Source organism: Streptomyces sp. NPDC053755, assembly GCF_040677675.1.
Lineage (GTDB): Bacteria > Actinomycetota > Actinomycetes > Streptomycetales > Streptomycetaceae > Streptomyces.
The window spans coordinates 53,860-79,446 of the sequence record NZ_JBFASK010000025.1; the positions used below are offsets into that span (position 1 = coordinate 53,860).

Annotated in this window: 22 protein-coding genes; 4 read left to right on the forward strand and 18 right to left on the reverse strand. The window is 73.5% G+C overall.

Annotated features, from left to right (window positions below; genetic code table 11):
* Nucleotides 1–5: 5 nt before the first annotated feature.
* From AB0K65_RS22995 to hrcA, 7 genes are all read right to left on the reverse strand, one after another.
* Nucleotides 6–365, reverse strand: coding sequence for a histidine triad nucleotide-binding protein (locus AB0K65_RS22995; RefSeq protein WP_365719378.1), 360 nt, complete (start codon nucleotides 363–365; stop codon nucleotides 6–8).
* 141 nt (nucleotides 366–506) lie between these two features.
* The gene (locus AB0K65_RS23000) at nucleotides 507–1,598 is read right to left on the reverse strand and encodes a tetratricopeptide repeat protein (protein ID WP_365719380.1); all 1,092 of its coding nucleotides are present in this window, start codon (nucleotides 1,596–1,598) and stop codon (nucleotides 507–509) included.
* A complete protein-coding gene (locus AB0K65_RS23005) occupies nucleotides 1,595–2,983 on the reverse strand; it encodes an ATP-binding protein (protein WP_365719382.1) in 1,389 nt (462 codons plus the stop codon). The genes AB0K65_RS23000 and AB0K65_RS23005 overlap by 4 nt, the downstream gene beginning before the upstream one ends.
* Before the next feature lie 185 nt (nucleotides 2,984–3,168).
* A complete protein-coding gene (locus AB0K65_RS23010; RefSeq protein ID WP_365719384.1) occupies nucleotides 3,169–3,912 on the reverse strand; it encodes a 16S rRNA (uracil(1498)-N(3))-methyltransferase in 744 nt (247 codons plus the stop codon).
* Between the two features lies 1 nt (nucleotide 3,913).
* A complete protein-coding gene (locus AB0K65_RS23015; protein WP_365719386.1) occupies nucleotides 3,914–4,996 on the reverse strand; it encodes a nitronate monooxygenase in 1,083 nt (360 codons plus the stop codon).
* A gap of 135 nt (nucleotides 4,997–5,131) precedes the next feature.
* Nucleotides 5,132–6,271 (reverse strand): molecular chaperone DnaJ, encoded by a 1,140-nt coding sequence (gene dnaJ, locus AB0K65_RS23020; protein ID WP_365719388.1) that lies wholly within the window; start codon nucleotides 6,269–6,271, stop codon nucleotides 5,132–5,134.
* Nucleotides 6,272–7,291 carry a heat-inducible transcriptional repressor HrcA gene (hrcA, locus tag AB0K65_RS23025; RefSeq protein ID WP_361434985.1) on the reverse strand — a complete coding sequence of 340 codons (1,020 nt, stop codon included), beginning with the start codon at nucleotides 7,289–7,291 and terminating at the stop codon, nucleotides 6,272–6,274.
* 251 nt (nucleotides 7,292–7,542) lie between these two features.
* Between hrcA and AB0K65_RS23030 the strand changes: the two genes are divergently transcribed.
* Together AB0K65_RS23030 and AB0K65_RS23035 are read left to right on the forward strand one after the other, a co-directional pair.
* Nucleotides 7,543–8,262 carry an MBL fold metallo-hydrolase gene (locus AB0K65_RS23030; protein ID WP_365719390.1) on the forward strand — a complete coding sequence of 240 codons (720 nt, stop codon included), beginning with the start codon at nucleotides 7,543–7,545 and terminating at the stop codon, nucleotides 8,260–8,262.
* A 10-nt stretch (nucleotides 8,263–8,272) separates the two neighbouring features.
* On the forward strand, nucleotides 8,273–9,076 hold the full coding sequence (locus AB0K65_RS23035) for a DUF3097 domain-containing protein (protein WP_365719392.1): 804 nt from the start codon (nucleotides 8,273–8,275) through the stop codon (nucleotides 9,074–9,076).
* A 184-nt stretch (nucleotides 9,077–9,260) separates the two neighbouring features.
* Here the strand turns inward: AB0K65_RS23035 and hemW are convergent, their stop codons facing one another.
* The 3 genes from hemW to lepA form a co-directional block, all read right to left on the reverse strand.
* Complete coding sequence (hemW, locus tag AB0K65_RS23040; protein ID WP_365719394.1) at nucleotides 9,261–10,493, reverse strand: radical SAM family heme chaperone HemW; 1,233 nt, start codon at nucleotides 10,491–10,493, stop codon at nucleotides 9,261–9,263.
* A gap of 149 nt (nucleotides 10,494–10,642) precedes the next feature.
* Nucleotides 10,643–12,517: an AMP-binding protein gene (locus tag AB0K65_RS23045; RefSeq protein ID WP_365719396.1), complete on the reverse strand. Its 1,875-nt coding sequence runs from the start codon at nucleotides 12,515–12,517 to the stop codon at nucleotides 10,643–10,645.
* 281 nt (nucleotides 12,518–12,798) lie between these two features.
* Nucleotides 12,799–14,670: a translation elongation factor 4 gene (gene lepA, locus AB0K65_RS23050; protein ID WP_365719398.1), complete on the reverse strand. Its 1,872-nt coding sequence runs from the start codon at nucleotides 14,668–14,670 to the stop codon at nucleotides 12,799–12,801.
* A gap of 186 nt (nucleotides 14,671–14,856) precedes the next feature.
* Here lepA and rpsT point away from each other — a divergent pair, with 186 nt between their 5' ends.
* Complete coding sequence (rpsT, locus tag AB0K65_RS23055; RefSeq protein ID WP_137989361.1) at nucleotides 14,857–15,123, forward strand: 30S ribosomal protein S20; 267 nt, start codon at nucleotides 14,857–14,859, stop codon at nucleotides 15,121–15,123.
* Nucleotides 15,124–15,470: 347 nt separating this feature from the next.
* On the opposite strand, the gene holA is transcribed toward rpsT, so the two are convergent.
* Entirely contained in the window at nucleotides 15,471–16,457 is a 987-nt protein-coding gene (holA, locus tag AB0K65_RS23060; RefSeq protein ID WP_365719400.1) for a DNA polymerase III subunit delta, read from the reverse strand.
* Nucleotides 16,458–16,528: 71 nt separating this feature from the next.
* On the opposite strand from holA, the gene AB0K65_RS23065 reads away from it, so the two are divergent.
* On the forward strand, nucleotides 16,529–16,771 hold the full coding sequence (locus AB0K65_RS23065; protein WP_365719402.1) for a hypothetical protein: 243 nt from the start codon (nucleotides 16,529–16,531) through the stop codon (nucleotides 16,769–16,771).
* A gap of 107 nt (nucleotides 16,772–16,878) precedes the next feature.
* Here the strand turns inward: AB0K65_RS23065 and AB0K65_RS23070 are convergent, their stop codons facing one another.
* The 7 genes from AB0K65_RS23070 to AB0K65_RS23100 all read right to left on the reverse strand — a co-directional run bounded on the left by AB0K65_RS23070 (nucleotide 16,879) and on the right by AB0K65_RS23100 (nucleotide 25,467).
* The gene (locus AB0K65_RS23070) at nucleotides 16,879–17,748 is read right to left on the reverse strand and encodes an arylamine N-acetyltransferase (RefSeq protein WP_365719404.1); all 870 of its coding nucleotides are present in this window, start codon (nucleotides 17,746–17,748) and stop codon (nucleotides 16,879–16,881) included.
* Nucleotides 17,749–17,789: 41 nt separating this feature from the next.
* The gene (locus AB0K65_RS23075) at nucleotides 17,790–19,052 is read right to left on the reverse strand and encodes an MFS transporter (protein WP_365719406.1); all 1,263 of its coding nucleotides are present in this window, start codon (nucleotides 19,050–19,052) and stop codon (nucleotides 17,790–17,792) included.
* 133 nt (nucleotides 19,053–19,185) lie between these two features.
* Nucleotides 19,186–19,836: a helix-turn-helix domain-containing protein gene (locus tag AB0K65_RS23080; RefSeq protein WP_365719408.1), complete on the reverse strand. Its 651-nt coding sequence runs from the start codon at nucleotides 19,834–19,836 to the stop codon at nucleotides 19,186–19,188.
* A gap of 48 nt (nucleotides 19,837–19,884) precedes the next feature.
* Nucleotides 19,885–22,293: a ComEC/Rec2 family competence protein gene (locus AB0K65_RS23085; protein ID WP_365719410.1), complete on the reverse strand. Its 2,409-nt coding sequence runs from the start codon at nucleotides 22,291–22,293 to the stop codon at nucleotides 19,885–19,887.
* A 128-nt stretch (nucleotides 22,294–22,421) separates the two neighbouring features.
* Complete coding sequence (locus AB0K65_RS23090) at nucleotides 22,422–23,453, reverse strand: ComEA family DNA-binding protein (RefSeq protein ID WP_365719412.1); 1,032 nt, start codon at nucleotides 23,451–23,453, stop codon at nucleotides 22,422–22,424.
* A 308-nt stretch (nucleotides 23,454–23,761) separates the two neighbouring features.
* Complete coding sequence (locus AB0K65_RS23095) at nucleotides 23,762–24,607, reverse strand: DegV family protein (protein ID WP_365719414.1); 846 nt, start codon at nucleotides 24,605–24,607, stop codon at nucleotides 23,762–23,764.
* A 65-nt stretch (nucleotides 24,608–24,672) separates the two neighbouring features.
* Entirely contained in the window at nucleotides 24,673–25,467 is a 795-nt protein-coding gene (locus AB0K65_RS23100) for a hypothetical protein (RefSeq protein WP_365719416.1), read from the reverse strand.
* Nucleotides 25,468–25,587 lie beyond the last annotated feature (120 nt).

Here is a 25,587-nt window from a genome sequence, read left to right on the forward strand (position 1 = left end):
TCCCCCTATCCGGGCGGCCAGTTGAGCCCGCGGCCGCCGAGCACGTGCGCGTGGGCGTGGAAGACGGTCTGGCCGGCGCCCGCACCGGTGTTGAAGACGATCCGGAAGCCGCTGCCGTCGACCTTCTCCTGCGCGGCGATCTCCCCGGCCTCACGCAGCACGTCGGCGGCCACGGCCGGCTCGGCGGCCGCGAGGGAGGCGGCGTCGGGGTGGTGGAGTCGCGGGATGACGAGCACGTGCGTGGGCGCCTGGGGGTTGATGTCCCGGAAGGCGACGGTCGTCTCCGTCTCCCGGACGATCGTCGCCGGGACCTCCCCGTTCGCGATCTTGCAGAACAGGCAGTCGCTCTGTGGCTCTCCGGCCATGGCCCGGGCCTCCTCGCCTCCGATGATCAGTACCTCGGCATCGTATCGGCCGCACCGGGGGCGGGGCCCCTGGGCGCGGCACCACGGCTGCCGGAGAGGCGGAGGTCTCGGGCGCGCGGCGCCACCGCCGCCCGAGGGACCTCAGGGCTTGGGCGCGCGGCGCTGGAGCGCGGCGCGGCTCACCCAGTAGGTGATCACCACGACCCAGAAGAGCGGGAATCCGAGCGCCCCGACGGCCGGGGCGTCCACCGTCCACAGCGCCATCGTCAGCACCGAGTGCAGCGCGAGCAGCCCGACGGCGACGCCCATGGCCACCACCGGCCGGCAGTTGCGCGCGACCAGGAGGAGCGGGCGGCGCAGCCGGGGCGAGACGCGCCGGGCCATCCACAGCGCCCAGCCGCCCCAGCCTCCGACGATCACGGCCGCGCCCACCAGGAGCGGGCCGAGGGCCTCCCCCGCGCTCGCACCGGGGTCGACGGCCGAGGATCCGACGGCCGACGCGACGAAGCCGAGCAGGGCGACCCAGCGGGCACCCGCGACGGCGCCCCAGGCCATGGTCTCCAGGTTGTACCGGGCCTGCCGGTCGTTCAGGTCGAGGGCCGCGGACTCGACGAAGCCCTCGGCGGCCTTCGTCCAGGCGCCGGGCCGCAGCCAGCGGCGGCGCAGGTGGAGCAGGGAGAGGTTGTTGTGCGCCTCGCTGCTCTCCGGGTTCAGCCGCAGCGCCGTCTCGTAGGCCCGCTGGGCGAGCCGGTGGTCGCCGACGCGGTGGGCGGTGAGGCCGACCAGGAAGTGCGCGTCGCTCTCCTCCGGTGCGAGGGCGACGGCGGCGCGGGCGGCCTGATAGGCCTCGAGCTTCCGCTCGGCGCGCACGGACCGGTCGAGGACGCTGCCGAGGGCGTAGTGGCTGCCCCAGTACTGGGGAGCCAGCTCCACGGAGCGCCGGGCCGACCACTCGGCCTCCTCGTAGCGCTTGAGCGCGAGCAGGACGTGCGTGCGCATGAGCCAGCCGCCGAGCGCGTCGGGCTCGGAGCGCAGGGCCTGTTCGACGGAGGCGAGGGCCTCTTCCTCGCGGCCCAGGCGGTGCTGGCAGCGGGCGAGCAGCACGAGCGCGGTGGCGTCCTCCGGGTCGGTCGCCAGGTGCCGCGCCGCGTGGGCGGCGGCCTGCTCGTACCGGCCGGTGTCGTAGAGGGCGTCGGCGCGCCGGAGCTCCTGGCTCGCGCCGGGCGCGGTCACAGCTTGCGCTTCTTCTTGAGGTAGGCGACCAGGTCGTCGTACATGCCGCCGTCGTTGGCGAACATGGCGACGTTGCGGGCGGCCGCGAACCAGGACTCGCTGGACGGCTTGATCTGCCGGGCCGCGCCGAGCAGGTCCTTCATGCCGATCATGCGGACGGTGCCGGTACGGGCGGAGTCCAGGAGCGCGGACTCGGCAGCCGTCTCGCACAGATGGGCGAGGTCGGCGCCGGAGAAGTCCTCGGTGACCTTGACGAGCTTGCCCAGGTCGACGGATTCGATGGGGCGCTCACGCAGGTGGTAGCGGAGGATCGCCTCGCGGGCCGGGGCGTCGGGCGGGAGCACGAGCAGGGTGCGGTCGAGCCGGCCGGGGCGGCGCAGCGCGAGGTCCACGTCCCACGGCACGTTGGTGGCGGCGAGCACGAAGACGCCGTCGTTGCCCGGGCCGCTGTCGACGCCGTCGAGTTCGGTGAGGAGCTGGTTCACGACGTTGCGCAGGCCGCTGTGGTGCGTACGGGAGCGCTTGGCGCCGAGGGCGTCCAGCTCGTCGAGGAAGACGACGCAGGGGGCCTGGCGGCGGGCGGTCTCGAAGACGTCGTGGACGTTCTTCTCGGACGTGCCGATGTACATGTCGAGGATGTCGGAGAGCGAGATCGACATGAAGCTCGCGCCGAGCTCGCCCGCGACGGCCCGGGCGATGAAGGTCTTGCCGCAGCCGGGCGGTCCGTAGAGGAGGAGACCGCCGCGCAGCGACTTGCCGTACAGCCTGCGCAGTTCGGGGTTGCGCATGGGGGCGAGGAAGGCGGCCTCCAGGCGGTCCTTGACCTGCTGCATGCCACCGACGTCGGCGAGGCGTACGGATCCGGGGGCGTCGACGTCCCACGCGGACGCGTCGCCGGGGTCGCCGCTGCCGTCGGCGGTCAACGGCCGCTCCACGCCGTCGTCCGCACCGTCGGCGCCGTCCTCGGCCTCGTCGGTGTCGCTCCCGGCTCGGCTCTCGACGAACCGGGGGCCGACGACGTCTCCGATCTCCCGCTCGGCGGCGGCCCAGTCGAAGGCGGCGGGTGCCGGGTCGGGGGCGGCGGCGGACCGCGAAGCCGCACGGTCCGGGGCCGGGGGGTCCGCGGCCGGGGAGGGATCCGGGGCGGGGGCCGGTGGTGCGGTGTCCGCGGCCGCCGTCGGCAGGCCCATCGCGCGGGCCATCAGGGCGCGGGCGGTCTCGTCCCCGGGCGCGTGCTGGAGCGCCACGGCCGCCTCCGCGACGGCCTCGTCGTTCCGGCCCTCGGCGAGGAGGAGTTCGGCGACGTGCAGCCGCAGGGGAACGTCGTCGGGGGCGGCGGCGACCGCGGCGCGCAGACTACGGATCAGAGGGGATTCGTCGGCCATGCGTGCAGCCTAAGGAGCGCACCGCCCTCCGCGTCCACCGGGTCGGGAAGGCCGGTACGCGCGGGCCGATACGCAACCGGTCCGCGTGCCCGCCGGCACGGGCGCGCCCACGACGGGGCACGGCGAACGCGACCCGGCGCTCCCTCCCGGCACGCCCACGACCGGACACGGCGAACGCGCGCGCCTCAGGACCAGCGGCCGGTGCGTCCCAGCAGGAGGGCCGTCGCCGCCGTGCCGGCGGTGGAGGTGCGCAGGACGCTGTGGCCCAGACGGTACGGCTTGGCCCCCGCCTCCTCGAAGAGCGCCAGCTCCTCCGGGGAGACGCCCCCTTCGGGCCCGACGACCAGCACGATCTCACCGTCCGCCGGAAGCGTGGCGTCGGCGAGCGCTCCGCTGGGGTGGGCGCGGTCCTCGTGCAGGACGGCCGCGAAGTCCGCCCGCGCGAGGAGGGCCGCCACCTGCTTCCCGGTCATGGCGTCGGCGACCTCGGGGAAGCGGGTGCGGCGGGACTGCTTCCCCGCCTCGCGGGCGGTGGCCCGCCACTTGGCCAGGGCCTTGAGCCCCCGCTCCCCCTTCCACTGCGTGATGCATCGGGACGCGGCCCAGGGGACGATCGCGTCGACACCGGTCTCCGTCATGATCTCGACGGCGAGCTCGCCCCGGTCTCCCTTGGGCAGGGCCTGGACGACGGTGATCCGGGGGGTCGGCTCCGGGTCCTGGTGCGTGGCCGTCACCTCGACGGTCAGCCGGTCCTTGTCCTCGGCCGCGGTCACCGCGCACGCCGCCCAGGCTCCGCGCCCGTCCGTGAGGACGATCTCCTCGCCCGCGCGCAGACGCTTCACGGAGACGGCGTGGCGGCCCTCCGGGCCGTCGAGCACGAAGGCGCCGGGGCCGGGGACGGCCTCGACGACGAAGACGGGGGCGGTCATGTCACACGTTCCTCTGTGCGGGCGCGGTGAGCGCGGCGAGCGCGGTGTCGGTCTCGGCGGCCAGTACCTCCACGAGCTGGCCGGCCGGGAGTTCACGGGCGAGACGGTGGCCCTGGCCGGCCCACAGGGCCATGCCCTGCGCGTCGCCGGCGGTGGCGGCGGCCTTGCGCAGAGGGGCGGTGAGGTGGTGGACCTCGGGGTAACCGGCGGGGGCGTACGGCCCGTGCTCGCGGACGAAGCGGTTGACGAGCCCGCGCGCCGGCCGGCCCGAGAAGGCCCGGGTCAGTTCGGTGCGGGCGAAGAGCGGATGGGTCATCGCCTGCTTGTGCAGGGGGTGCGCGCCCGACTCCGGGCAGACGAGGAAGGCGGTGCCCAGCTGGGCGGCGTCCGCGCCCGCGGCGAGCACGGCGGCGATCTGCGCCCCGCGCATGAGCCCGCCGGCCGCGATGATCGGCAGGTGCACGGCCTCCTTGACCAGGGTGACCAGCGCCAGGAGCCCGGTCCCGGCGTCGGCCTCGGGGTCGTCGCGGTGGGTTCCCTGGTGTCCGCCCGCCTCGACGCCCTGGACGCAGACCGCGTCGGCGCCGGCCCGCTGGGCGGCCTGGGCCTCCTCGGCGGAGGTGACGGTGACGACGGTGAACGTACCGACGCGGGCGAACGCCTCCAGGGTGTCGGCGCCAGGGCAGCCGAAGGTGAAGGAGACGACGGGGACCGGGTCCTCCAGGAGGATGGCCAGCTTGGCGTCGTACGCGTCGTCGCGCCCGCTGTCGGCGTCGCCGAGGGCGGTCTCGTACCAGGTGGCCTCGCCGGCGAGCTGGTGGCGGTACATCTCGACGGCGGCGGGGTCTGCGTGCTGGCCGCTCTGCGGCATGAAGAGGTTGACGCCGAAGGGCCGGCCGGTCAGCCCGCGCACCTGCTTGATCTCCTGGTACAGGCCGCCCGCGGTCTTGTAGCCGGCGGCCAGGAAGCCGAGCCCTCCGGCCTCGCACACGGCTGCGGCCAGCTGCGGACACGAGGCGCCACCCGCCATGGGGGCCTGCACGATCGGGTAGCGGGACAGATCGTTCAGTGCGGTCGTGGACATGCGGGCATCGTGTCACGAGCGGGCTCGGAGACCGAAACGACGGAGGGCGCCGTCCGCGGTGTGCGAACGGCGCCCTCCGGTGGGCCGGGGTCGCCGGAGACCCGTGCCTGGGCCGCGACCTCTTCCGGTTGCGTCCTAGCGCCCGTTGAACGCGTCCTTCAGGCGCGAGAACAGCCCCTGCTGCCCCGGCTGGAACTGCCCGGTCGGGCGCTCCTCGCCCCGCAGCTTGGCCAGTTCGCGCAGCAGGCGCTCCTGCTCCGGGTCCAGCTTCGACGGCGTCATGACCTCGACGTGCACGATCAGATCGCCGCGCCCGCCGCCGCGCAGGTGCGTGATGCCGCGCCCGTGCAGCGGGATCGACTGCCCGGACTGCGTTCCGGGACGGATGTCGACCTCCTCGACGCCGTCGAGGGTCTGCAGCGGCACCTTCGTGCCGAGCGCGCCCGCCGTCATCGGGATCGTGACCGTGCAGTGCAGGTCGTCACCGCGCCGCTGGAAGGTCTCGTGCGGGACCTCGTGGATCTCGACGTACAGGTCACCGGCCGGGCCGCCGCCGGGGCCGACCTCGCCCTCGCCGGCCAGCTGGATGCGGGTGCCGTTGTCGACACCGGCCGGGATCTTCACGGTCAGCGTGCGACGCGAGCGGACCCGCCCGTCGCCCGCGCACTCCGGGCACGGCGTCGGGACGACCGTCCCGAAGCCCTGGCACTGGGGGCACGGCCGCGAGGTCATGACCTGGCCCAGGAAGGAACGGGTCACCTGGGACACCTCACCGCGGCCGCGGCACATGTCACAGGTCTGCGCGGAGGTGCCGGGCGCGGCACCCTCGCCGGAGCAGGTCGTGCAGACGACCGCCGTGTCGACCTGGATGTCCTTGGTCGTACCGAAGGCGGCCTCGTTGAGGTCGATCTCCAGACGGATCATGGCGTCCTGGCCGCGGCGGGTGCGCGAGCGCGGTCCGCGCTGCGACGCCGTGCCGAAGAACGCGTCCATGATGTCGGAGAAGTTCCCGAAGCCGCCCTGGCCGAAGCCGCCGGCTCCGCCGCCACCGCCCGACGCGGACAGCGGGTCGCCGCCGAGGTCGTAGACCTGCTTCTTCTGCGGGTCCGACAACACCTCGTAGGCGGCGTTGATCTCCTTGAAGCGCTCCTGCGTCTTCGGATCGGGATTGACATCCGGGTGCAGCTCGCGGGCGAGCCGACGGAATGCCTTCTTGATCTCGTCCTGGGACGCGTCGCGGCGCACGCCGAGTACGGCGTAGTAGTCCGTGGCCACTTACGACTCCGCCAGGATCTGTCCGACGTAACGTGCCACTGCGCGTACCGCTCCCATCGTTCCGGGGTAGTCCATGCGGGTCGGTCCGACCACGCCGAGTTTGGCGACTGCCTCGTCGCCCGAACCGTAGCCGACCGCGACGACGGACGTGGAGGTGAGCCCCTCGTGGGCGTTCTCGTGCCCGATCCGTACGGTCATGCCCGAGTCCTTGGCCTCGCCGAGCAGCTTGAGGAGCACGACCTGCTCCTCGAGTGCTTCCAGCACCGGCCTGATCGTCAGGGGGAAGTCGTGCCCGAAGCGGGTGAGATTGGCGGTGCCGCCGATCATCAGCCGTTCCTCGTGCTCTTCCACCAGGGTTTCCAGCAGGGTCGCGAGCACCGTCGAGACCGTGCCCCGGTCCTCCGTCTCCTCGAAGGACTCCGGGAGATCCTGCACCAGCTGCGGCACGTCCGCGAAACGGCGGCCGACGACCCGGCTGTTGAGCCGGGCCCGCAGATCCGCCAGCGAGGTCTCCCCGAACGGCGCCGGGCAGTCGATCACCCGCTGCTCGACCCGGCCGGTGTCCGTGATCAGGACCAGCATCAGGCGGGCGGGAGCCAGCGACAGCAGCTCCACGTGCCGGACGGTCGAACGGGTCAGCGACGGGTACTGCACGACGGCGACCTGGCGGGTCAGCTGCGCGAGCAGGCGGACCGTGCGGCCCACGACGTCGTCGAGGTCCACGGCGCCGTCGAGGAAGTTGTGGATGGCGCGCCGCTCCGGCGTCGACAGCGGCTTGACGCCGGCCAGCCGGTCGACGAAGAGGCGGTAGCCCTTGTCGGTGGGGATGCGGCCGGCGCTGGTGTGGGGCTGGGCGATGTAGCCCTCGTCCTCCAGGACGGCCATGTCGTTGCGCACCGTGGCGGGTGACACGCCGAGCTTGTGGCGCTCCGTGAGCGCCTTGGAGCCCACCGGCTCCTCCGTCCCGACATAGTCCTGGACGATGGCGCGCAGCACCTCGAGTCTGCGTTCGCTGAGCATGTCGCACACCTCCAGCTGTCGATCCGGTTGCTCCGTGTTTGGCACTCGCCCTGTTCGAGTGCCAGGAAACCCCCGGCAAGTGTACGGCGGCGGGCGTCACTCCTGGCAAGGAGGCCGTGCCCGAGCCGCCTTGTGGCCGCCGCGTGGTCGTGCCGTGGCCGTCCTGTGGTCCCGCCGTGGCCGGTCCGTGTCCGCGCTGTGGCCGCCACCCGGCCGCCCCGTGGCTCCGTCGTAGCGGATAGCGTCGCCGTATGGACGTCGGTTGGGAAGAGTTCGGCTGGGAACGGCTCGCGGACGGGGTGGGGCGGCGGCGGCTGCCCGGCTGGGACGCCACGGTGGGTCTGGTGCTCGGCGAGAGGTCGGTCCTCTTGTATGACACGGGTTCCACGCTCCGGGAGGGCGGGGAGCTGCGATGCCAGGTGGAGAGCATGACCGGCCGCAAGGTGACGCACATCGCACTGAGCCACCCGCACTTCGATCATGTCTTCGGCACCGCGGCGTTCTCCGGGGCGGAGGTCTTCGGGGCGGTGGGCGTCGACGACCTCCTGCGGCGGGAACGGCAGGCGCTGCGGGCGGACGCGGTGCACCACGGGGTCGACGAGGCCGCGGCGACGGAGGCGGCCGACACCCTGGTGGCGCCGCGCCACACGGTGTCCGGGGAGTGGACGCTGGACCTGGGCGGCCGCCAGGTGCTGCTGGCCAACGTGGGTCCGGGTCACTCGGGGCACGACCTGGTGCTCCTCGTCCCCGGCGCCCCGGAGATCGTGTTCTGCGGCGACCTGGTGGAGGAGTCCGGCGAGCCGCAGGCCGGCCCGGACGCCATCGGTTCGCAGTGGCCGGCGGCGCTCGACCGGCTGCTGCGGCTGGGCGGGGAGGACGCGGTGTACGTGCCGGGGCACGGGGCGGTCGTGGACGCGGCGTTCGTGCGGACGCAGCGCGATGAGCTGGCACGGCGGTTCGGAGTGTCATAACGTCGCGCGAATGCGGAGCTACAACCCCGATCTCACGCCCCCGTGGAAGAAGCCGGCCCCCGTACCGGAGGTGCCGGCGGACGTCGACCTCGTCGTGGAGGAGGTGTCGACGGGCTTCTGCGGGGCGGTGATCCGCTGCGAGGCGGGCACGGTGACCCTGGAGGACCGCTTCGGCAAGCACCGGGTCTTCCCGATGGAACCGCGCGGCTTCCTCCTCGAGGGGCGCGTGGTCACCCTCGTACGGCCCGCCGCGGGCGCGCCGGTCCGGCCCGCCCGCACGGCCTCGGGTTCGATCGCGGTGCCGGGCGCCCGGGCCCGGGTCGCGCGCGCCGGTCGCATCTACGTGGAGGGCCGCCACGACGCCGAACTGGTGGAGCGGGTGTGGGGCGACGACCTGCGCATCGAGGGCGTGGTCGTGGAGTACCTGGAGGGCGTCGACGACCTTCCCGCCATCGTCGCCGACTTCGGGCCCGCGCCGGACGCCCGGCTCGGCGTCCTGGTGGACCACCTGGTCGAGGGCTCGAAGGAGTCCCGTATCGCGTCCCGCGTCTCGTCGCCGGACGTCCTGGTCGTCGGCCACCCGTACATCGACGTGTGGGAGGCGGTGAAGCCGTCCTCCGTCGGCATCCCGGCCTGGCCGGTGGTCCCCAGGGGCCAGGACTGGAAGACGGGCGTGTGCCGCGCCCTCGGCTGGCCGGAGAACACGGGCGCGGCCTGGCAGCACATCCTGTCGAAGGTCCGCTCCTACAAGGACCTGGAACCGGCGCTGCTCGGCAGGGTCGAGGAGCTGATCGACTTCGTGACGGCGCCGTAGCCCGCTTCGGGACGACGGTGGGCGGGCGCAGGCCGCCCACCGTCGCCGGACCGGGCAGGCGGGCACTCCCCGAGGGGCGTGGGCCGGCGGGACGGGGCCCCGAGGGGCGTGGCCCGTCGGGGCGATGGCTCCCGAGGGGCGTGGGCCCGACGGACGGGGGCCCTCCCGGGAGCCGGGACACGCCCTAGTCCACCAGGTCCCGCACCACCGCGTCCGCGAGGAGGCGGCCCCGCAGGGTGAGGGCCGCGCGGCCGGCGGCGTAGGGCTCGGCGGCGAGGAGGCCGTCGGCCAGTGCCTTGCGGGCCGCGGCGAGCCCCGCCGGCCGCAGGAGCGCGAGCTCGACGCCCTCCCGGAGCCGCAGCTCCAGGAGGACCCGCTCCACGCGCCGGTCCTCCGCCGACAAAATCTCGCGCCCCGCCCCCGGGGAGCGTCCCTCCGCCAGCGCGGCCGCGTACGCGCCCGGGTGCTTGACGTTCCACCACCGCACACCGCCCACGTGGCTGTGGGCGCCCGGCCCCGCGCCCCACCAGTCGGCGCCGCGCCAGTACAGCTCGTTGTGCAGGCAGCGCCCGGCCTCGGACGTGGCCCAGTTCGAGACCTCGTACCACGCGAAGCCGGCCTCGGCGAAGACGGCGTCGGCGATCAGATAACGGTCCGCGTGCACGTCGTCGTCGGTCATCGGCACCTCGCCGCGCCGGATCCGCCGCGCCAGCTGCGTGCCCTCCTCCACGATCAGCGCGTAGGCGCTGACGTGGTCGGGGCCGGCGCCGATCGCGGCGCCGAGCGATGCCCGCCAGTCGTCGTCGGTCTCGCCCGGCGTGCCGTAGATCAGATCGAGGTTGACGTGCTCGAAGCCGGCGGCCCGCGCCTCAGCGACGCACGCCTCGGGACGTCCGGGCGTGTGCGTCCGGTCCAGGACCTTCAAAACGTGCTGCCGCGCGCTCTGCATGCCGAAGGAGACGCGGTTGAACCCGCCCTCGCGCAGCTCCGCCAGATACGCCGGGTCCACCGATTCCGGGTTCGCCTCGGTCGTCACCTCGGCGTCGTCGGCGAGCCCGAACTCGTCCCGGATCGCCCCCAGCATCCGCACGAGGTCTCCGGCGGCGAGCAGCGTCGGCGTCCCGCCGCCCACGAAGACGGTCCGCACCGGCCGGGGGTCGTCGCCGAGCACCTTCCGGGCGAGTCTGATCTCCTCGACGACCTGCTCGGCGTAGTTGTCACGGGAGGCGAGCACGCCCCCGCTGCCGCGCAGCTCGCTGGCGGTGTAGGTGTTGAAGTCGCAGTACCCGCAGCGCGTCGCGCAGTAGGGCACGTGCAGATAGAACCCGAGGGGCCGCTCGGCCGCCCCTTCCAGGGCGTGCGCGGGCAGCGCCCCGGTCTCGGGCATGGGCTCACCATCGGGCAGTACGGAAGGCATGAACCCATTGTCCCGTACCGCCCGAGGTGGACCGTCGCCCTGTGGACGACCGGGCTCCTGTGGAGAACCCGGTCACCCCGGAGAGGCCGCCGGCCCGCCGGTCCCGGCCCCACGCGGGTCCGGCGCCTCGCGGGTCCGGCCCACGTGCGTCAGGCCTCGCGCGACCCCGCGTACATGTCCTCGATGAGGTGCTTGTACGTGCGCTCCACCACGGGCCGCTTCATCTTCAGGCTCGGCGTGAGTTCGCCGTGCTCGACGTCGAGGTCGCGCGGCAGGAGACGGAACTTCTTGATCGTCTGCCAGCGCTGCAGGCCTTCGTTGAGGCGGTCGACGTAGCCCTGGACCAGCTTCTCGGTCTCGGGAGCCGCCACGACCTCCGCGTAGGTCTTGCCGCCGAGGCCCTGCTCGGCCGCCCAGCCGAGGATGGCGGGCTCGTCGAGGGCGATGAGCGCGCTGCAGTAGTTGCGGTCGGCGCCGAGGACCACGATGTTGGAGACGAACGGGCAGACGGCCTTGAACTGGCCCTCGACCTCGGTCGGCGCGATGTACTTCCCGCCCGACGTCTTGAACAGGTCCTTCTTGCGGTCGGTGATCCGCAGGTAGCCGTCGGCCGACAGCTCGCCGATGTCGCCGGTGTGGAACCAGCCGTCCGGCTCCAGTACCTCGGCCGTCTTCTCCGGCAGGCCGTGGTAGCCCTCCATGATGCCGGGGCCGCGCAGCAGGATCTCGCCGTCGTCGGCGATGCGGACCTCGCAGCCGGGCAGCGGCTTGCCGACCGTGCCGGTGCGGTACGCCTCGCCGGGGTTGACGAAGCTCGCCGCGCTGGACTCGGTGAGGCCGTACCCCTCCAGGATGTGGATGCCGGCGCCGGAGAAGAAGTAGCCGATCTCGGGCGCCAGCGCGACCGATCCGGAGACCGCGGCGCGGAGCCGGCCGCCGAACGCCTCGCGCAGCTTCTTGTAGACCAGCGCGTCAGCGATCTTGTGCTGGGTGGCGAGCCCGAAGGGGGCGGAGGCGGTGCCGGTGCGGCGGAAGTTGTCCTGGGTGACCTTGGCGTACTCCCGGGCGACGCCGGCGGCCCACTGGAAGATCTTGTACTTGGCGCCACCGCCCTCGCGCGCCTTGGCGGCGACCCCGTTGTAGACCTTCTCGAAGATGCGGGGCACGGCGGCCATGTACGTGGGCTGGACGACCGGCAGGTTCACGATGATCTTGTCGATGCGGCCGTCGACGGCGGTGACGTGCCCGACCTCGATCTGTCCGGAGGTCAGCACCTTGCCGAAGACGTGCGCGAGCGGCAGCCACAGGTACTGGACGTCGTCCTTGGTGACCAGGCCCGTCGACGCGATGGCCTTGGCCATGTACGACCAGTTGTCGTGCGGGAGGCGGACGCCCTTGGGACGACCCGTGGTGCCCGAGGTGTAGATGAGGGTGGCGAGCTGGTCGGCGGTGATGGCCGCGACGCGCTCCTTCACGGCCTCGGCGTGGGTCTCCAGGTACGCCTTCCCGCGCGACTCCAGGTCGGCGAGGGTCAGGACCCAGTCGTCCGTCTCGACGCCGGTGGGGTCGATGACGACGACGTGGTGGAGGCCGGGCAGCTCGGCGCGGCGCTCCCGGGCCTTGGCCACCTGGGCCGCGTCCTCGGCGATGAGGACCTTGGACTCGGAGTCGGCGAGGATGAACGCCGACTCCTCGGCGTTGGTCTGCGGATAGACCGTGGTGGTCGCGGCGCCCGCGCACATCACGCCGAGGTCGACCAGGATCCACTCCACCCGGGTGGCGGAGGCCAGCGCCACCCGCTCCTCCGACTGGACGCCGAGGCCGATCAGACCGGCGGCGATGGCGTAGACCCGCTCGGCTGCCTGCTCCCAGCTGAGCGACTTCCATTCGTCGGGTCCCTGGCCGGAGGCGGCCGGGACCGGGTAGCGATAGGCCTCCGCGTCGGGAGTCCGCGCCACGCGCTCAAGGAAGAGGGTCGCCACGGAGGGCGGCCGGTTCTCGATCTGGGTCAGTGTGTCGCTCACGACGTCCTCCGGGCGGCGGCGGTGCCTGCTGGTGGTGCGATCTGGCGGTGCGTATCTAACTGGCGAGTAACCTGCGATCCGGGATCAGACTAGATGGCCGAAGTCCGGTGCGTAAGAGCCTGCGGGCCGCCGCTTCATACCCGGTTGATAACAGAACGAACGCCGAACGGGCCCCCGCACCATGCGTGCGGGGGCCCGTTCGATGTATCCGTCAGCTAATCGTCCGATCGACCCGGGGCCCGATCGGGTGACCCGGCAGGCCGGCCGGCCCGGGCGGCCGACTACTTCTTGCTCTTGCCGCCCGCGGAGTCGTCGCTCGACAGCACGGCGATGAAGGCCTCCTGCGGGACCTCCACCGAGCCGACCATCTTCATCCGCTTCTTGCCTTCCTTCTGCTTCTCCAGCAGCTTCCGCTTACGGGAGATGTCACCGCCGTAGCACTTGGCGAGGACGTCCTTGCGGATCGCGCGGATGGTCTCGCGGGCGATGACCCGGGAGCCGATGGCGGCCTGGATGGGCACCTCGAACGCCTGCCGCGGGATCAGCTCGCGCAGCTTGGCGACGAGCCGCACGCCGTACGCGTACGCCGCGTCCTTGTGGGTGACCGCCGAGAACGCGTCCACCTTGTCGCCGTGCAGCAGGATGTCCACCTTGACCAGGCTGGAGGCCTGCTCGCCGGTGGGCTCGTAGTCGAGGGAGGCGTATCCGCGCGTCTTGGACTTCAGCTGGTCGAAGAAGTCGAAGACGATCTCGGCGAGGGGGAGGGTGTAGCGGATCTCCACCCGGTCCTCGGAGAGGTAGTCCATGCCCAGCAGCGTGCCGCGGCGGGTCTGGCACAGCTCCATGATCGCGCCGATGAACTCGCTCGGGGCCAGGATCGTGGCGCGTACGACCGGCTCGTACACGTCACTGATCTTGCCCTCGGGGAACTCGCTCGGGTTGGTGACCGTGTGCTCGCTGCCGTCCTCCATGACCACGCGGTAGACCACGTTGGGGGCGGTGGCGATCAGGTCGAGACCGAACTCGCGCTCCAGACGCTCCCGGATCACGTCCAGGTGGAGCAGACCGAGGAAGCCGACGCGGAAGCCGAAGCCGAGCGCGGCGGAGGTCTCCGGCTCGTAGACCAGCGCGGCGTCGTTGAGCTGCAGCTTGTCGAGGGCCTCGCGCAGGTCCGGGTACTCCGAGCCGTCCAGCGGGTAGAGCCCCGAGAAGACCATGGGCTTCGGGTCCTTGTACCCGCCGAGCGCCTCGGTCGCGCCCTTGTTCAGGGAGGTGATCGTGTCACCCACCTTGGACTGACGGACGTCCTTCACACCGGTGATGATGTAGCCGACCTCGCCGACGCCGATGCCGTCGGCCGACGTCATCTCGGGGGACGAGACGCCGATCTCCAGGAGTTCGTGGGTGGCGCCGGTCGACATCATCTTGATGCGCTCGCGCTTGTTGAGCTGTCCGTCGACGACACGGACGTACGTCACGACACCGCGGTACGAGTCGTAGACCGAGTCGAAGATCATCGCGCGGGCGGGGGCGTCGGCGACACCGACGGGGGCCGGGACGTTCTGCACGACCCGGTCCAGGAGCGCCTCGACGCCCAGGCCCGTCTTGGCCGAGACCTTGAGCACGTCCTCGGGCTGGCAGCCGATGAGGTTGGCGAGCTCTTCGGAGAACTTCTCCGGCTGGGCGGCCGGCAGGTCGATCTTGTTCAGTACGGGGACGATGGTGAGGTCGTTCTCCATCGCCAGGTACAGGTTCGCGAGGGTCTGCGCCTCGATGCCCTGGGCCGCGTCCACGAGCAGGACCGTGCCCTCGCAGGCCGCGAGGGAGCGGGAGACCTCGTACGTGAAGTCGACGTGCCCGGGGGTGTCGATCATGTTGAGGATGTGGGTCCTGCCCTGACCCGCGCCCTCGGTGGGCGCCCAGGGAAGACGGACCGCCTGGGACTTGATGGTGATGCCGCGCTCGCGCTCGATGTCCATCCGGTCGAGGTACTGGGCGCGCATCTGCCGTTGGTCGACGACACCGGTCAGCTGGAGCATCCGGTCGGCAAGGGTCGACTTGCCGTGGTCGATGTGCGCGATGATGCAGAAGTTGCGGATCAGCGCCGGGTCGGTACGGCTCGGCTCGGGCACGTGGGTAGGAGTCGCGGGCACGCAGGGTCTCGTCTCGGGGCGATGTCGGATCGATACGTAGGCTCCATGGTCCCACGAGTGCGGTGCGGCGCTCGGTTTGGGCGGCACCGAGGGCGCCTGATACCGTGGACAGCTGTGTCTCGTACGCCCTCTCAGCTACGGGGTCACACACTCAGAAACATCATCGAACCTGAAAAGGCTCTTTTCGTGGCGAACATCAAGTCCCAGATCAAGCGGAACAAGACGAACGAGAAGGCGCGCCTGCGCAACAAGGCCGTCAAGTCCTCGCTCAAGACCGCGATCCGCAAGGCCCGCGAGGCCGTCGCCGCGGGTGACGTCGAGAAGGCCGTCGTGGCTTCCCGCGCCGCCTCCCGCGCGCTCGACAAGGCTGTCTCGAAGGGTGTCATCCACAAGAACGCCGCCGCCAACAAGAAGTCGGCGCTGGCCACCAAGGTTGCCGCCCTGCAGGGCTGAGCTCTGATGTGACGCCGGACGGGACCCAGCGGGCCCTCTCTCCCGCTCCCAACCGGCACCCCGGACTCGTACGCGATACGCGTTCGCCACGCGTGTACGGGCCCACCCCGTCTTACGCCGAAGGCCCCGTTCCTCTCCTTCCCCAGGAGAGAGCGGGGCCTTCGCCGTACGCCGCACAGGCCGGCGGGGCCTGCGGCACACCAGCCGGACGCGCATCGGGGCATGGCCGGGCGGGACGGGCCCGACCGGCAGACCTTCAGCGGGCCGGCAGGACCGACCGACCGGCAGACCTTCAGCGGGCCGCCGGGACGTTCTGCGGGTCGGCGGCCCCGGCTAGCGGCTAGCGGCTAGCGGCGGAGTCTGGCCGCCCTCGCCACCGCGACGACCGCCTTCTCCAGGGCGTACTCCGGGTCGTCGCCGCCGCCCTTCACGCCCGCGTCCGCCTCGGCCACCGCGCGCAGGGCGAGCGAGACGCCGTCCGGCGTCCAGCCCCGCATCTGCTGGCGGACGCGGTCGATCTTCCACGGCGGCATGCCCAGCTCCCTGGCCAGGTCGGCCGGCCGGCCGCCGCGCGCCGACGACAGCTTGCCGATCGCGCGGACGCCCTGGGCGAGCGCGCTGGTGATGAGGACCGCCGGGACTCCAGTCGACAGCGACCAGCGCAGCGCTTCGAGCGCCTCCGCGGCCCGCCCCTCCACCGCCCGGTCGGCGACGTTGAACGAGGACGCCTCGGCCCGGCCCGTGTAGTACCGCCCGACGATCGCCTCGTCGATGGTGCCCTCCACGTCCGCGGTCAGCTGCGATACCGCCGAGGCCAGCTCCCGCAGGTCGCTGCCGATGGAGTCGACCAGCGCCTGGCACGCTTCGGGCGTGGCCGAGCGCCCCAGCGCCCGGAACTCCTGCCGTACGAACGTCAGCCGCTCCGCGGGCTTCGTCGTCTTGGGGCAGGCCACCTCGCGGGCGCCCGCCTTGCGCGCCGCGTCGAGCAGGCCCTTGCCCTTGGCGCCGCCCGCGTGGAGCAGCACGATCGTGATCTCCTCGATCGGCGCGTCGATGTACGCCTTGACGTCCTTGATCGTGTCGGCGGAGAGGTCGTGGGCGTTGCGCACGATCAGGACCTTGCGCTCGGCGAAGAGCGACGGGCTCGTCAGCTCCGCCAGCGTGCCGGGCTGGAGCTGGTCGCTGGTGAGGTCGCGCACGTCCGTGTCCGCGTCGGCGGCGCGGGCGGCCGCCACCACCTCCTGCACGGCTCGGTCGAGGAGCAGGTCCTCCTGGCCCACGGCGAGCGTCACGGGGGCGAGGAGGTCGTCGGTCGAATTCTTCCTGGGTGCCATCGCGTCCCAGCATCCCACGGGCCACCGACACCCCCGCCCGGATCGCCGCGGCCGTACCGGAGAATGGCCCGGTGAGCGAACGACACGTACTCGTACTCCCGGACCGCGACGCCGCCGAGGAGGTCGCCGAGGAGCTGCCCGCCCGCTTCGGCGTCGCCGAGGAGCCGCAGCTCGTCAGGGACGCCCTGGCGGGTGAGGACGACGCGGAGGACGCCCAGTGGCTGGTCGTCGTGGAGGACCCCGAGAACCGGCTGGACGCGGGGGCGCTCGACGCGCTCGCCGCGGAGTACGAAGGCTGGCTGGAGGCTCCGTAACGGGGCGGGCGGCGCGGGGGTCCCGCCGCCTCGTCCCTCGCGGGACCCGGCGCTCCGGCGTTCGGCCCGGCGCCAGCCCGGCCGACGCTCCGGCGCTGGGCCCGGCGTCAGCCCGCGGGGGCCGTCAGAGCGCCGCCAGCCCGGCGGGGCCGCTCCCCCGGGGGGCGGAGGACCGGCAGCTCGGTCAGCACGATGCCGAACAGGTCGCGGTAGGCGGCGCGCACCTGGTCGTCACCGTCCAGCAGCCGCTCGGTGCGCCGGCCCTGCGCGCGGGTGACGAGCTTGTGGCCGCTGAGCGTGATCCGGCCCTGCTCGGTCAGCCGGGAGCAGACGAGTGAGCGCGTGAAGTGCGAGTCCGGCGAGGTGCGGTGGTACCAGGCGCCCGCCGTGAAGTCCGCCGCGGTCCGTGGCCGCGGCTCCAGCCGGTACTGCGGCTTCCCGTCCCGCAGCACGTCCAAATCCCCTTCGTCCGTCTCCACGATGCGGAACGTGCCGCCCGGATCCGCCTGGTCACCGCGCTCGTCCAGGGCCGTCGGGAAGTGGCTGTGGTCGCCGAAGCCGACGTCCGCGAGCCATCGCCCCTCCGGTGTCCCCACCACGACGCCCATGTGGTCGTACGGGATGCCGAGCCGGCCCTCGCCGTCGAAACACCGCGCCTGGACGAGGGCGACCGGGAAGCCGAGCGCGCGGAGCAGGACGGCGAACGCGGTGTTGAGCTCGTAGCAGAAGCCGCCCCTGCGGGCGCCGACCACCTTGTCGAGCAGCGCCTTCTCCTCCAGGACGACGTCCTCGCCGAGGTGGAGGGAGAGGTTCTCGAAGGGGACGCTCCGCAGGTGCCGCAGATGCAGCTCGCGCAGGGCCGCCGCGTCGGGCCGGGCCGGTCGCGCGGCACCGATGCGCCGGAGGTAGGCGTCCACCGTCGCGGGGGGAGGCCAGGCGGTCGATGCGGTCTGCGGGGCGGGTTCCGGGGCGGTCATCCGTCCAGTCTGCCCGGGCGGGCGCCGGGTGATCCAGGACCTCAGGCCACGGGGACGGCCTCCTCGGCCGGTGCGGGCAGGTCGCGCGTACGGGGCAGCGGTGACGGCAGCAGCCACAGCACGGCGAACACCGCTCCGACGGTCGCGACCCACAGCGTCGGACGCAGCCCGATGGCGGTGCCGAGGAAGCCGCCGGCGAGTGCGCCGAGCGGACGGAAGCCGTGGTTCAGCGTCCGGAACGCCCCCATGACCCGGGCCCGGACGGCGTCGGGTATCAGCGCCATCTGGAAGGAACCGGCGGCGATGTCGACGATCATCACCCCGACGCAGGACAGGAACTCCGCGCCGAACAGCAGGGCGACGACCAGGGCGGTGGGCCCTTCGGCGAGGGGGATCAGCAACAGCGGCAGGGTGAAGCCGAGGAAGCCGCCCGTGATCGACGGGCCGATGCCGAACCGCCGCACGACCGTCCCCGCACACGCGGCGCCGATCAGCCCTCCCACGGCTCCCGCGCCGAGGACCGCGCCGAGCACGCCCGCGCTCAGGCCGAGTTCGGCAGTCGCGTACAGCACGAACAGGGTGTGGAACATGTAGTTGAAGAACTGGATCGTGCCGGAGGCCGCGAACAGGGCCCGCATGGAGGGGTTCCGCACGACCCAGCGCAGTCCCGCGGTGAAGTGCCCCTTCCCGACCGGCGCGGGCGGGGGTTCGACGGGGTGGATCCTGGCCAGGAAGCACGCCGAGAGCAGATAGGTGAGGGCGTCGGCGAGCAGCGCGAAGGGGGCGGTGAGGACCTGCACCAGCACGCCGCCGATGCCCGGGCCGGCCAGCCAGGCGGTGGAACGGCCGCCGTTGACCAGGGCGTTGGCCTGGACGTAGCGCTCGGTGGGGACGAGGGCCACGAACAGCGCGGCGTTGCAGGCCTCGAACAGCACGCTCAGCGCCCCGACCCCGAACGCGACCGCGTAGAGCTGTCCGAGCGTGAGGGCGTCGAGCAGGTAGGCGACGGGGAGCGTCACCAGGAGCGCCGCCCGTCCGAGGTCGGCGGCGATCATGGCGCGTCTCCGGCGTGCCTGCCGGTCGGCCCACGCGCCGAGAGGCAGGTTGAGAAGGAGCGCGGGCAGCAGCTCGGCCGTCTTGAGCCAGCCCATCTCGGCGGCGTCGGCCCCCAGGACGAGCACCGCGGCGAGGGGGATCGCGATGAGCGATATCTGGTCGCCGACGAGCGAGACCGTCTGGCCCGTCCAGTACCTCCGGAAGGACCGCTCCCGCAGGAGCGCGGGTACGCGGGCGGCGAGTGTCATCTCTCACTCCTCGTCAGGGGCGACCCGCTCGGCGGGCTCGGCGTCAGGGCCGGGGCCGGGGCCGGGGCCGGAGTCATGGGCAGGGCCGGAGTCACGGGCAGGGGCAGATTCGGCGTCAGGGCCGGGGGCGGCGTCATGGGCGGGTGTCGGGGTCGTCGGACCGGCCCGGGGCGGCCGGGTCGATCGCGTCGCCCTGCGCGGCGAGGGTCTCGCGGTCGAGGTAGGCGATCCGCAGCACGCTGACGGGCTTGGCCCCCTCCGGCCGGAGCGACGGGTCCGTCTCACGGTCCTCGTAGGGCCGCAACAGGTCGTCGACCCGCTCGCCCAACGCCGTCAGCTCGGCGGGCGTGAGGTAGAGGAGGGAGTCGCCGAGCTGCTCGGCCTCCCGCCACTCCCGCGGCAGGCTCCGCCGGTCCTCCATGGCCCTCAGGACCCGCCCGAAATACAGCTCGGCGACCGCGGCGCTCAGCGCGTCCGCCGCCTCCGCGACCGAGGCGTCCTCACTGTCCCCCGGCCAGTCGGTGTAGCGAGCCGTCGCCCGCCAGGGCTTCTCCCGCCCCCGGCCGCCCGGCGCCTCCTCCACGAGCCCGTACTTCGCGAGTATCCGCAGGTGGTAGGAGCAACTGGCCACCGACTCCCCGGTCAGCTCGGCCGCCCGGGTGGCGGTGAACGGCCCGTCGGCCCGCAGCATCCCGACGAGCCTCATCCGCGTGGGATGTGCGTACGCCCGCAGGGCCCGGGGGTCCGTGAGGCTGATGCTGCGCGGCTGTTCGTGCTTCCCCATGATGTAAAGCTATCTTTAGAAAGCTTCCTTTACAAGGATGGGTGCCGCTCATAGGCCGTTACCCCTCGGCAGGGCGCGCAGGGCCGAGCCCGCCCCCGCCACCGCGATCGCGCCGTCCCTGTCCGTCCTGAGCACCCGCGCCCCGCCGGCCCGCAGCGCGTCGAGGGTCCGGGGCGAGGGATGCCCGTACGGGTTGTCGCGCCCCGTCGACACCAGGGCCAGCCGGGGCCGGACCGCCCGCATCAGTCCGGGATCCTGATGCGCGGAACCGTGGTGGGCGACCTTGAGCACGTCCACCGGACGCAGAGCCGGGTAGGACCGTGACAGGCCGCGCTGGGCAGGAGGTTCGAGGTCCCCCAGGAGAAGCAGCGTCAGCCCTCCCGCCGTCCGCACGAGCAGGGTGACGCTGGCGTCGTTCGGTCCAAAGTCCTCCGCTCCCCTCGCGTCCGGCGCCGCACGGGGCCACAACACCTGCCACTCCAGCGTCCCCAGACGCCGTCGTTCCCCGGGCACGGCCCGGACGACCGGGACCCCGGCCGCGGCCGCCGTGCGCCGTACGAAGGCGGCCTGCCCCGGCGGATCGTCCAGCCCCGTCGTCTGGATCGCCCCGACGGCCCGCCCCCGCATCACCCCCGCCAGCCCGGCGACATGGTCCGCGTGGAAGTGCGTGAGGACGAGCAGCGGGATCCGGCGGATCCCCAGGTCGCGCAGGCAGCGGTCCACCAGCGCCGGATCGGGCCCGGCGTCCACCACGACGGCCGTCCCGCCGCCGGCCGCGAGGACGGTGGCGTCGCCCTGCCCGACCTGGCACATCGCGAACGCCCAGTCCGGCGGCGGCCATCCCGTGACCAGCCGGGCCAGCGGCGCCGGCCGGAGCACCACGACGAGCAGCAGGACGGCGCACCCGGCACCGATCCACCGCCGCCACGGCAGCTTCCGCGCGCCGAGCACCATCAGCACGCAGACGGCTGCCAGGAGCAGCCCGCCCGGCAGGCCTCCCGGCCAGGTCACCTCCGCGCCCGGCAGCGCCGCCCCGGCACGGGCGACCGTGGCGATCCACTCGGCGGGCCAGGCCGCGACCCGGGCGACCAGCTCCGCGGCCGGCAGGGACACCGGTGCCAGCGCGAGGACGGCGAACCCGAGCACCGTCGCGGGTGCGACCGCCGGCTCCACGAGGAGGTTGGCGGGAATCGCGACCAGGCTCACCCGGGCGGCGAAGACCGCCACCACCGGCGCGCACACCGCCTGGGCCGCCAGAGCCGCGGCCAGCGCCTCCGCCGCACGTCCCGGCACCCGGCGCCGCCGCAGGGCGTCACTCCAGCGGGGCGCGATCGTGAGCAGTGCCCCGGTGGCGAGCACGGAGAGCAGGAATCCGTAACTCCGGGCCAGCCACGGGTCGTACAGCACCAGCAGCAGCACCGCCGCGGCGAGCGCGGGAAGCAGCGACCGGCGCCGCCCCGTGCCGATGGCGAGCAGGGCGACCAGGCCGCAGGCCGCCGCTCGCAGCACGCTCGGATCGGGCCGGCAGACGATGACGAAGGCCAGGGTGAGCCCGCCTCCGAGCAGCGCCGTGGAGCGCAGCGGGATGCCGAGCCGCGGCGCGAGTCCTCCGCGCTCCGCACGCAGGGCGCTGCCGGGGCGGCCGACCAGGAGCAGCAGCACGATCGTGAGGTTGGATCCCGAGACCGCCAGCAGGTGGGTGAGGTCCGTGGCCTGGAAGGCATCGCTCAGTTCGGGCTCGATCCGCGAGGTGTCCCCCACGACCAGGCCGGGCAGGAGTGCCCGCGCGTCCGGCCCGAGACCCTCGGTGGCCCGTCGCAGTCCGGCCCGCAGCTTCCCCGCCGTGCGCTGCGGGGTGTTCGGCGGGCCCGTGATCCGTGGAGGGCCCGCCCCCTCGACCCGCAGCACCGCGGCGAACGGCTCGCCCTGACGGGTCGTCGGAGCGAGACGGCCGTCGACCCGCAGCCGCGTGGAGGGCAGCAGCCGCAACCACCGCTCCCGGCCCTCTCCCGCCGGCACGATCACCAGGACCGGTGTCCTGGTCCGGTGCGCCGACCCGTCGGGCCTCGCGATCCGGGCCGCCTCGGCCTCCAGCACGACGGAGACCGGGGCCGCGTGGTCGCCCCGGATCCGGGGCCGCGTGAGCCGCGCGTCGGAGGTGACCGCCAGCTCGGCGCTCACCCGGGCGTACTCCCCCGCGAGGGCGGGCACCGGCCCTCGCGTCAGGTCCGCCGCGTGCAGCCCGCCGGACGCGGCCCCGGCCGCCGCGCAGAGCAACGCCGCCGCCGTCGCGGTGGCTTTGAGCCGCCACGCCGCTTGGCGCCGGGCCCGGGTCGCCACGGGGAGGAGCAGGAGCAACGCTCCGGCGAGGCAGGCCAGCACCCCGCCCAGGGTCCACCGTCCGGGGAGGCCCACCGCGACCGCGGCCGCTCCCCACGCAGCCAACGCCGGGGGCACGAGCCGCAGATCGGCCGGCCCCTCGTCACCCGGACCGCGCGGGTCACGGCCGCCGACGGGCCCCTCGTCGGCCGGACCTGGCGCCTGCCGAGCCAGGGTGAGCGCTCGCGTCCCCGTCCCCGGCCGGCTCACGGCCGGACCAGGGGTTCGAGATCCGCGAACCGGCGCTCACCGATGCCGTTGACCTCTCGCAGCTCGGCGACCGACCGGAACCCGCCGTGTTCCACGCGGTGATCGACGATGTGCTGGGCGAGGACCGGCCCGACGCCGGGCAGGGTGTCGAGCTGCTCCACCGTCGCCGCGTTGAGGCTCAGCGGCATCGCCCGCGTCCCGGCCACGGAGCCGCCGCCCGCCCCGCCGCCGACGAGGGACCCGTTCACCGGTCCGCCGCCGGCCGTCGTCGGCAGACCGACGACGACCTGTTCACCGTCCATGAGGACCCGGGCCCGGTTGAGACCGGTGACGTCCGTCCCCGGCCGGACTCCTCCCGCCGCACGCAGGGCGTCGGCCACCCGTGATCCGCTCGGCAGGGTCAGCACCCCGGGCCGCAGCACCTTGCCGCCGACGTCGACCACCACGGCCGACGGCGGTGCCCCCGACGTCGGGGCGGGGAGCGCCGTGGACGGAGGAGACGCCCCGCTCTCCGGCAGCGGCGCGGTCCGCACGAACTCGGGTGCGCGGACCGCCTCGGGCCGTCCCGCCCAGTAGTGGCGCCCTGCCAGCCCGGCGGCCACCAGCAGGACCACGGCCAGCGCGACCAGCGCCCTCGGCTCGAGGCCGCACCTCGACTGCGCCCACAGCGGCAGCCGTTCCCCGAGCGCGAGCGCCCACCGCTCCCGCCGCCGCGGCCCCGCCCGCTCCGGCCGCTCGCGCCGCTCCGGCTCCACGGCCGGTGCGGCGACGACGGCGGGGGCGGGAGGGTCGGCGGGGCCGGGGCCCCCGGCGTGCGGGAAGAGGGCCTCGCCCCGCTCCCTGACGGCAGCGCCGGCCGCCGCGAGCGCGTGCCTTCTGCGGACCCGCCGGGGAGCACGCCCGGAAAGCGTGCCGCGCCCGCCGCCACGGAACCGGCCGTCCGACCCGGGCTCCCGCCCGGGACCGCTGGTCGCGGCCGAGGTCCTCGCGCGCGGCACGGCGGCCGGGGCCCGCTGCCCGTCGGGCACGGGTGCCGTGGCCGGCGAGGAGGAGGCGCGCGCGCCCGAGGAGGCCGGGGGCGCGGACGACGGGGACGGTGGGGAGGGTGGGGACGGTGGGGAGGGTGGGGACGGTACAGACGACGCGGGCGGTACGGACGACGTCGTCCGTGAGTCGGAAGGTGTGCGAAGAGCCATGGACAAGACGGTAGGCACGTCGGCCGCAACCAGCCGAGACCTCTCGATTTCGGTGCAGACAGGGCCAGTTGTGGATAACTCCGTCACTCACACGAGGGAAGGCTCACCGAGGGAAAGACCCGCACGAGGAAGAGGACGGGTCAGCGGGGCGAGACCACGACCGCGAGGAGCCCCGGCCCCGTGTGGGCGCCGATCACCGCTCCCACTTCGCTCACCTGCAACGCCTCCACGCCGGTCATCCGCGCCCGCAGGCGGTCGGCCAGGACGGCGGCCCGCTCGGGTGCGGACAGGTGGTGCACGGCGACGTCCACCGGCCCGGTCCCCGCCCGCTCCACGGCGATCTCCTCGAGACGGGCGATCGCCTTCGACGCCGTGCGCACCTTCTCGCGCAGTTCGATCCGCCCGCCGTCGAGTTCGAGGAGGGGCTTCACCGCGAGCGCGGAGCCCAGCAACGCCTGGGCGGCTCCGATGCGCCCTCCCCTGCGGAGGTACTCCAGCGTGTCGACGTAGAAGAAGGCGGAGGTGCCCGAGGCTCGCTTCTCGGCCGCCGCGACGGCCTCGTCGAGCGAGCCGCCCGCCTCCACGGCCTCGGCCGCCGCCAGCGCGCAGAACCCGAGCGCCATCCCGACCATGCGGGTGTCCACGACCCGTACGGGTACGGGCGCGTCCTTGGCCGCCAGGACGGCGGCGTCGTACGTACCGGAGAACTCTCCGGAGAGATGGAGCGAGACGATGCTCCGCGCGCCGGCCTCGGCCAGGGAGCGATAGGCGGCCGCGAAGACCTCGGGGCTCGGCCGCGAGGTGGTCACCGGCCGTCGCTTCTGGAGGGCCTGGGCCAGGGAGCGCGCCGAGATCTCGGTGCCCTCCTCGAGGGCCCGGTCACCGATGACGACTGTCAGCGGCACTGCTGTGATGCCGTGCCGCTCCATCGTCTGGGGTGGCAGGTAGGCCGTGGAATCGGTGACGATCGCGACATGCCGGGACATGAGCGGGAGGTTACCCGCCGAGAGCGCCCCACGGCAGCCCGGCCCCCGCCCGGCGATCACTCGCGTCAGGTGGTGGTCTCCGGCCGCGCCGACTTCTCCCACGGATAGCCCGCCTGCCGCGGGTCGCGCCCGGTGATCGCGGGCGGAGCCTGACGGTCCCGTTCGCCGCCGTTCGCACCGGTCGCGCCCGGCGTGCCGGGCACCTCGGGCTCCGCGTCGGATTCCGCGGGCCAGACCTGTTCCCGCGCGGCCTCCGGCTCCGCCGTACCCGCCTCGGGCCAGGAGAAGTCGGCCGCGTCGCGCCCCTGCGCGTCCGCGCCCGACCAATGGCGCAGGGCCCCGGCCTCCAGGTCGATCTGCGCGCTCAGTGAGGACAGGTCGTCCTCGGCGAACTTCTGCGCCCGGTCCCTGGCCGCCCAGCGGAGGGAGTCCGCCGACCTCGTGATCTGCTCGGTGCGCTGCCGCAGGTCGGCGAGCTGACCGGACACCCTCACCCGGTCCGGCTCCCGCTCCAGCCGCTTGAGCTCTCCGTCCAGCTCCTGCCCGTGGGCGCTCAGCCGGTGGAAGAGGTCGAGGGTCTCCTTCAGCGAGGCGTCCTCGGCGACACCCGCACGCAGGGCCTCCTGCGTGGCCCGCATCGACGTGCGCAGCGAGAGACGCAGCTGGGCCAGTTCGCCGGCGACGCCGACCTGGCCGAAGCTCTTGGCGCGCAGCGTCGTGTCCTCGACCGTGCGCCGGGCCTGTGTGATCGTGCGGTCGACGCCCCGCTTGGCGGCCTTGACGACCTTCACCGTGGCGTACACCCCCAGCGCCACGAAGGCGAAGAAGAGCAGCGCCAGGATCACGATGACGGCTTCCATGTGCGCCCCTCCGGCGGTTTCGAGTCCTCGGCGGTCGAGTTCCCGCGATAGTCGTTCCTCCACGGTAAACGGAAGGGGCAGGCCGAGGGTTCCATCGGAACCCCCAACCTGCCCGTAGGG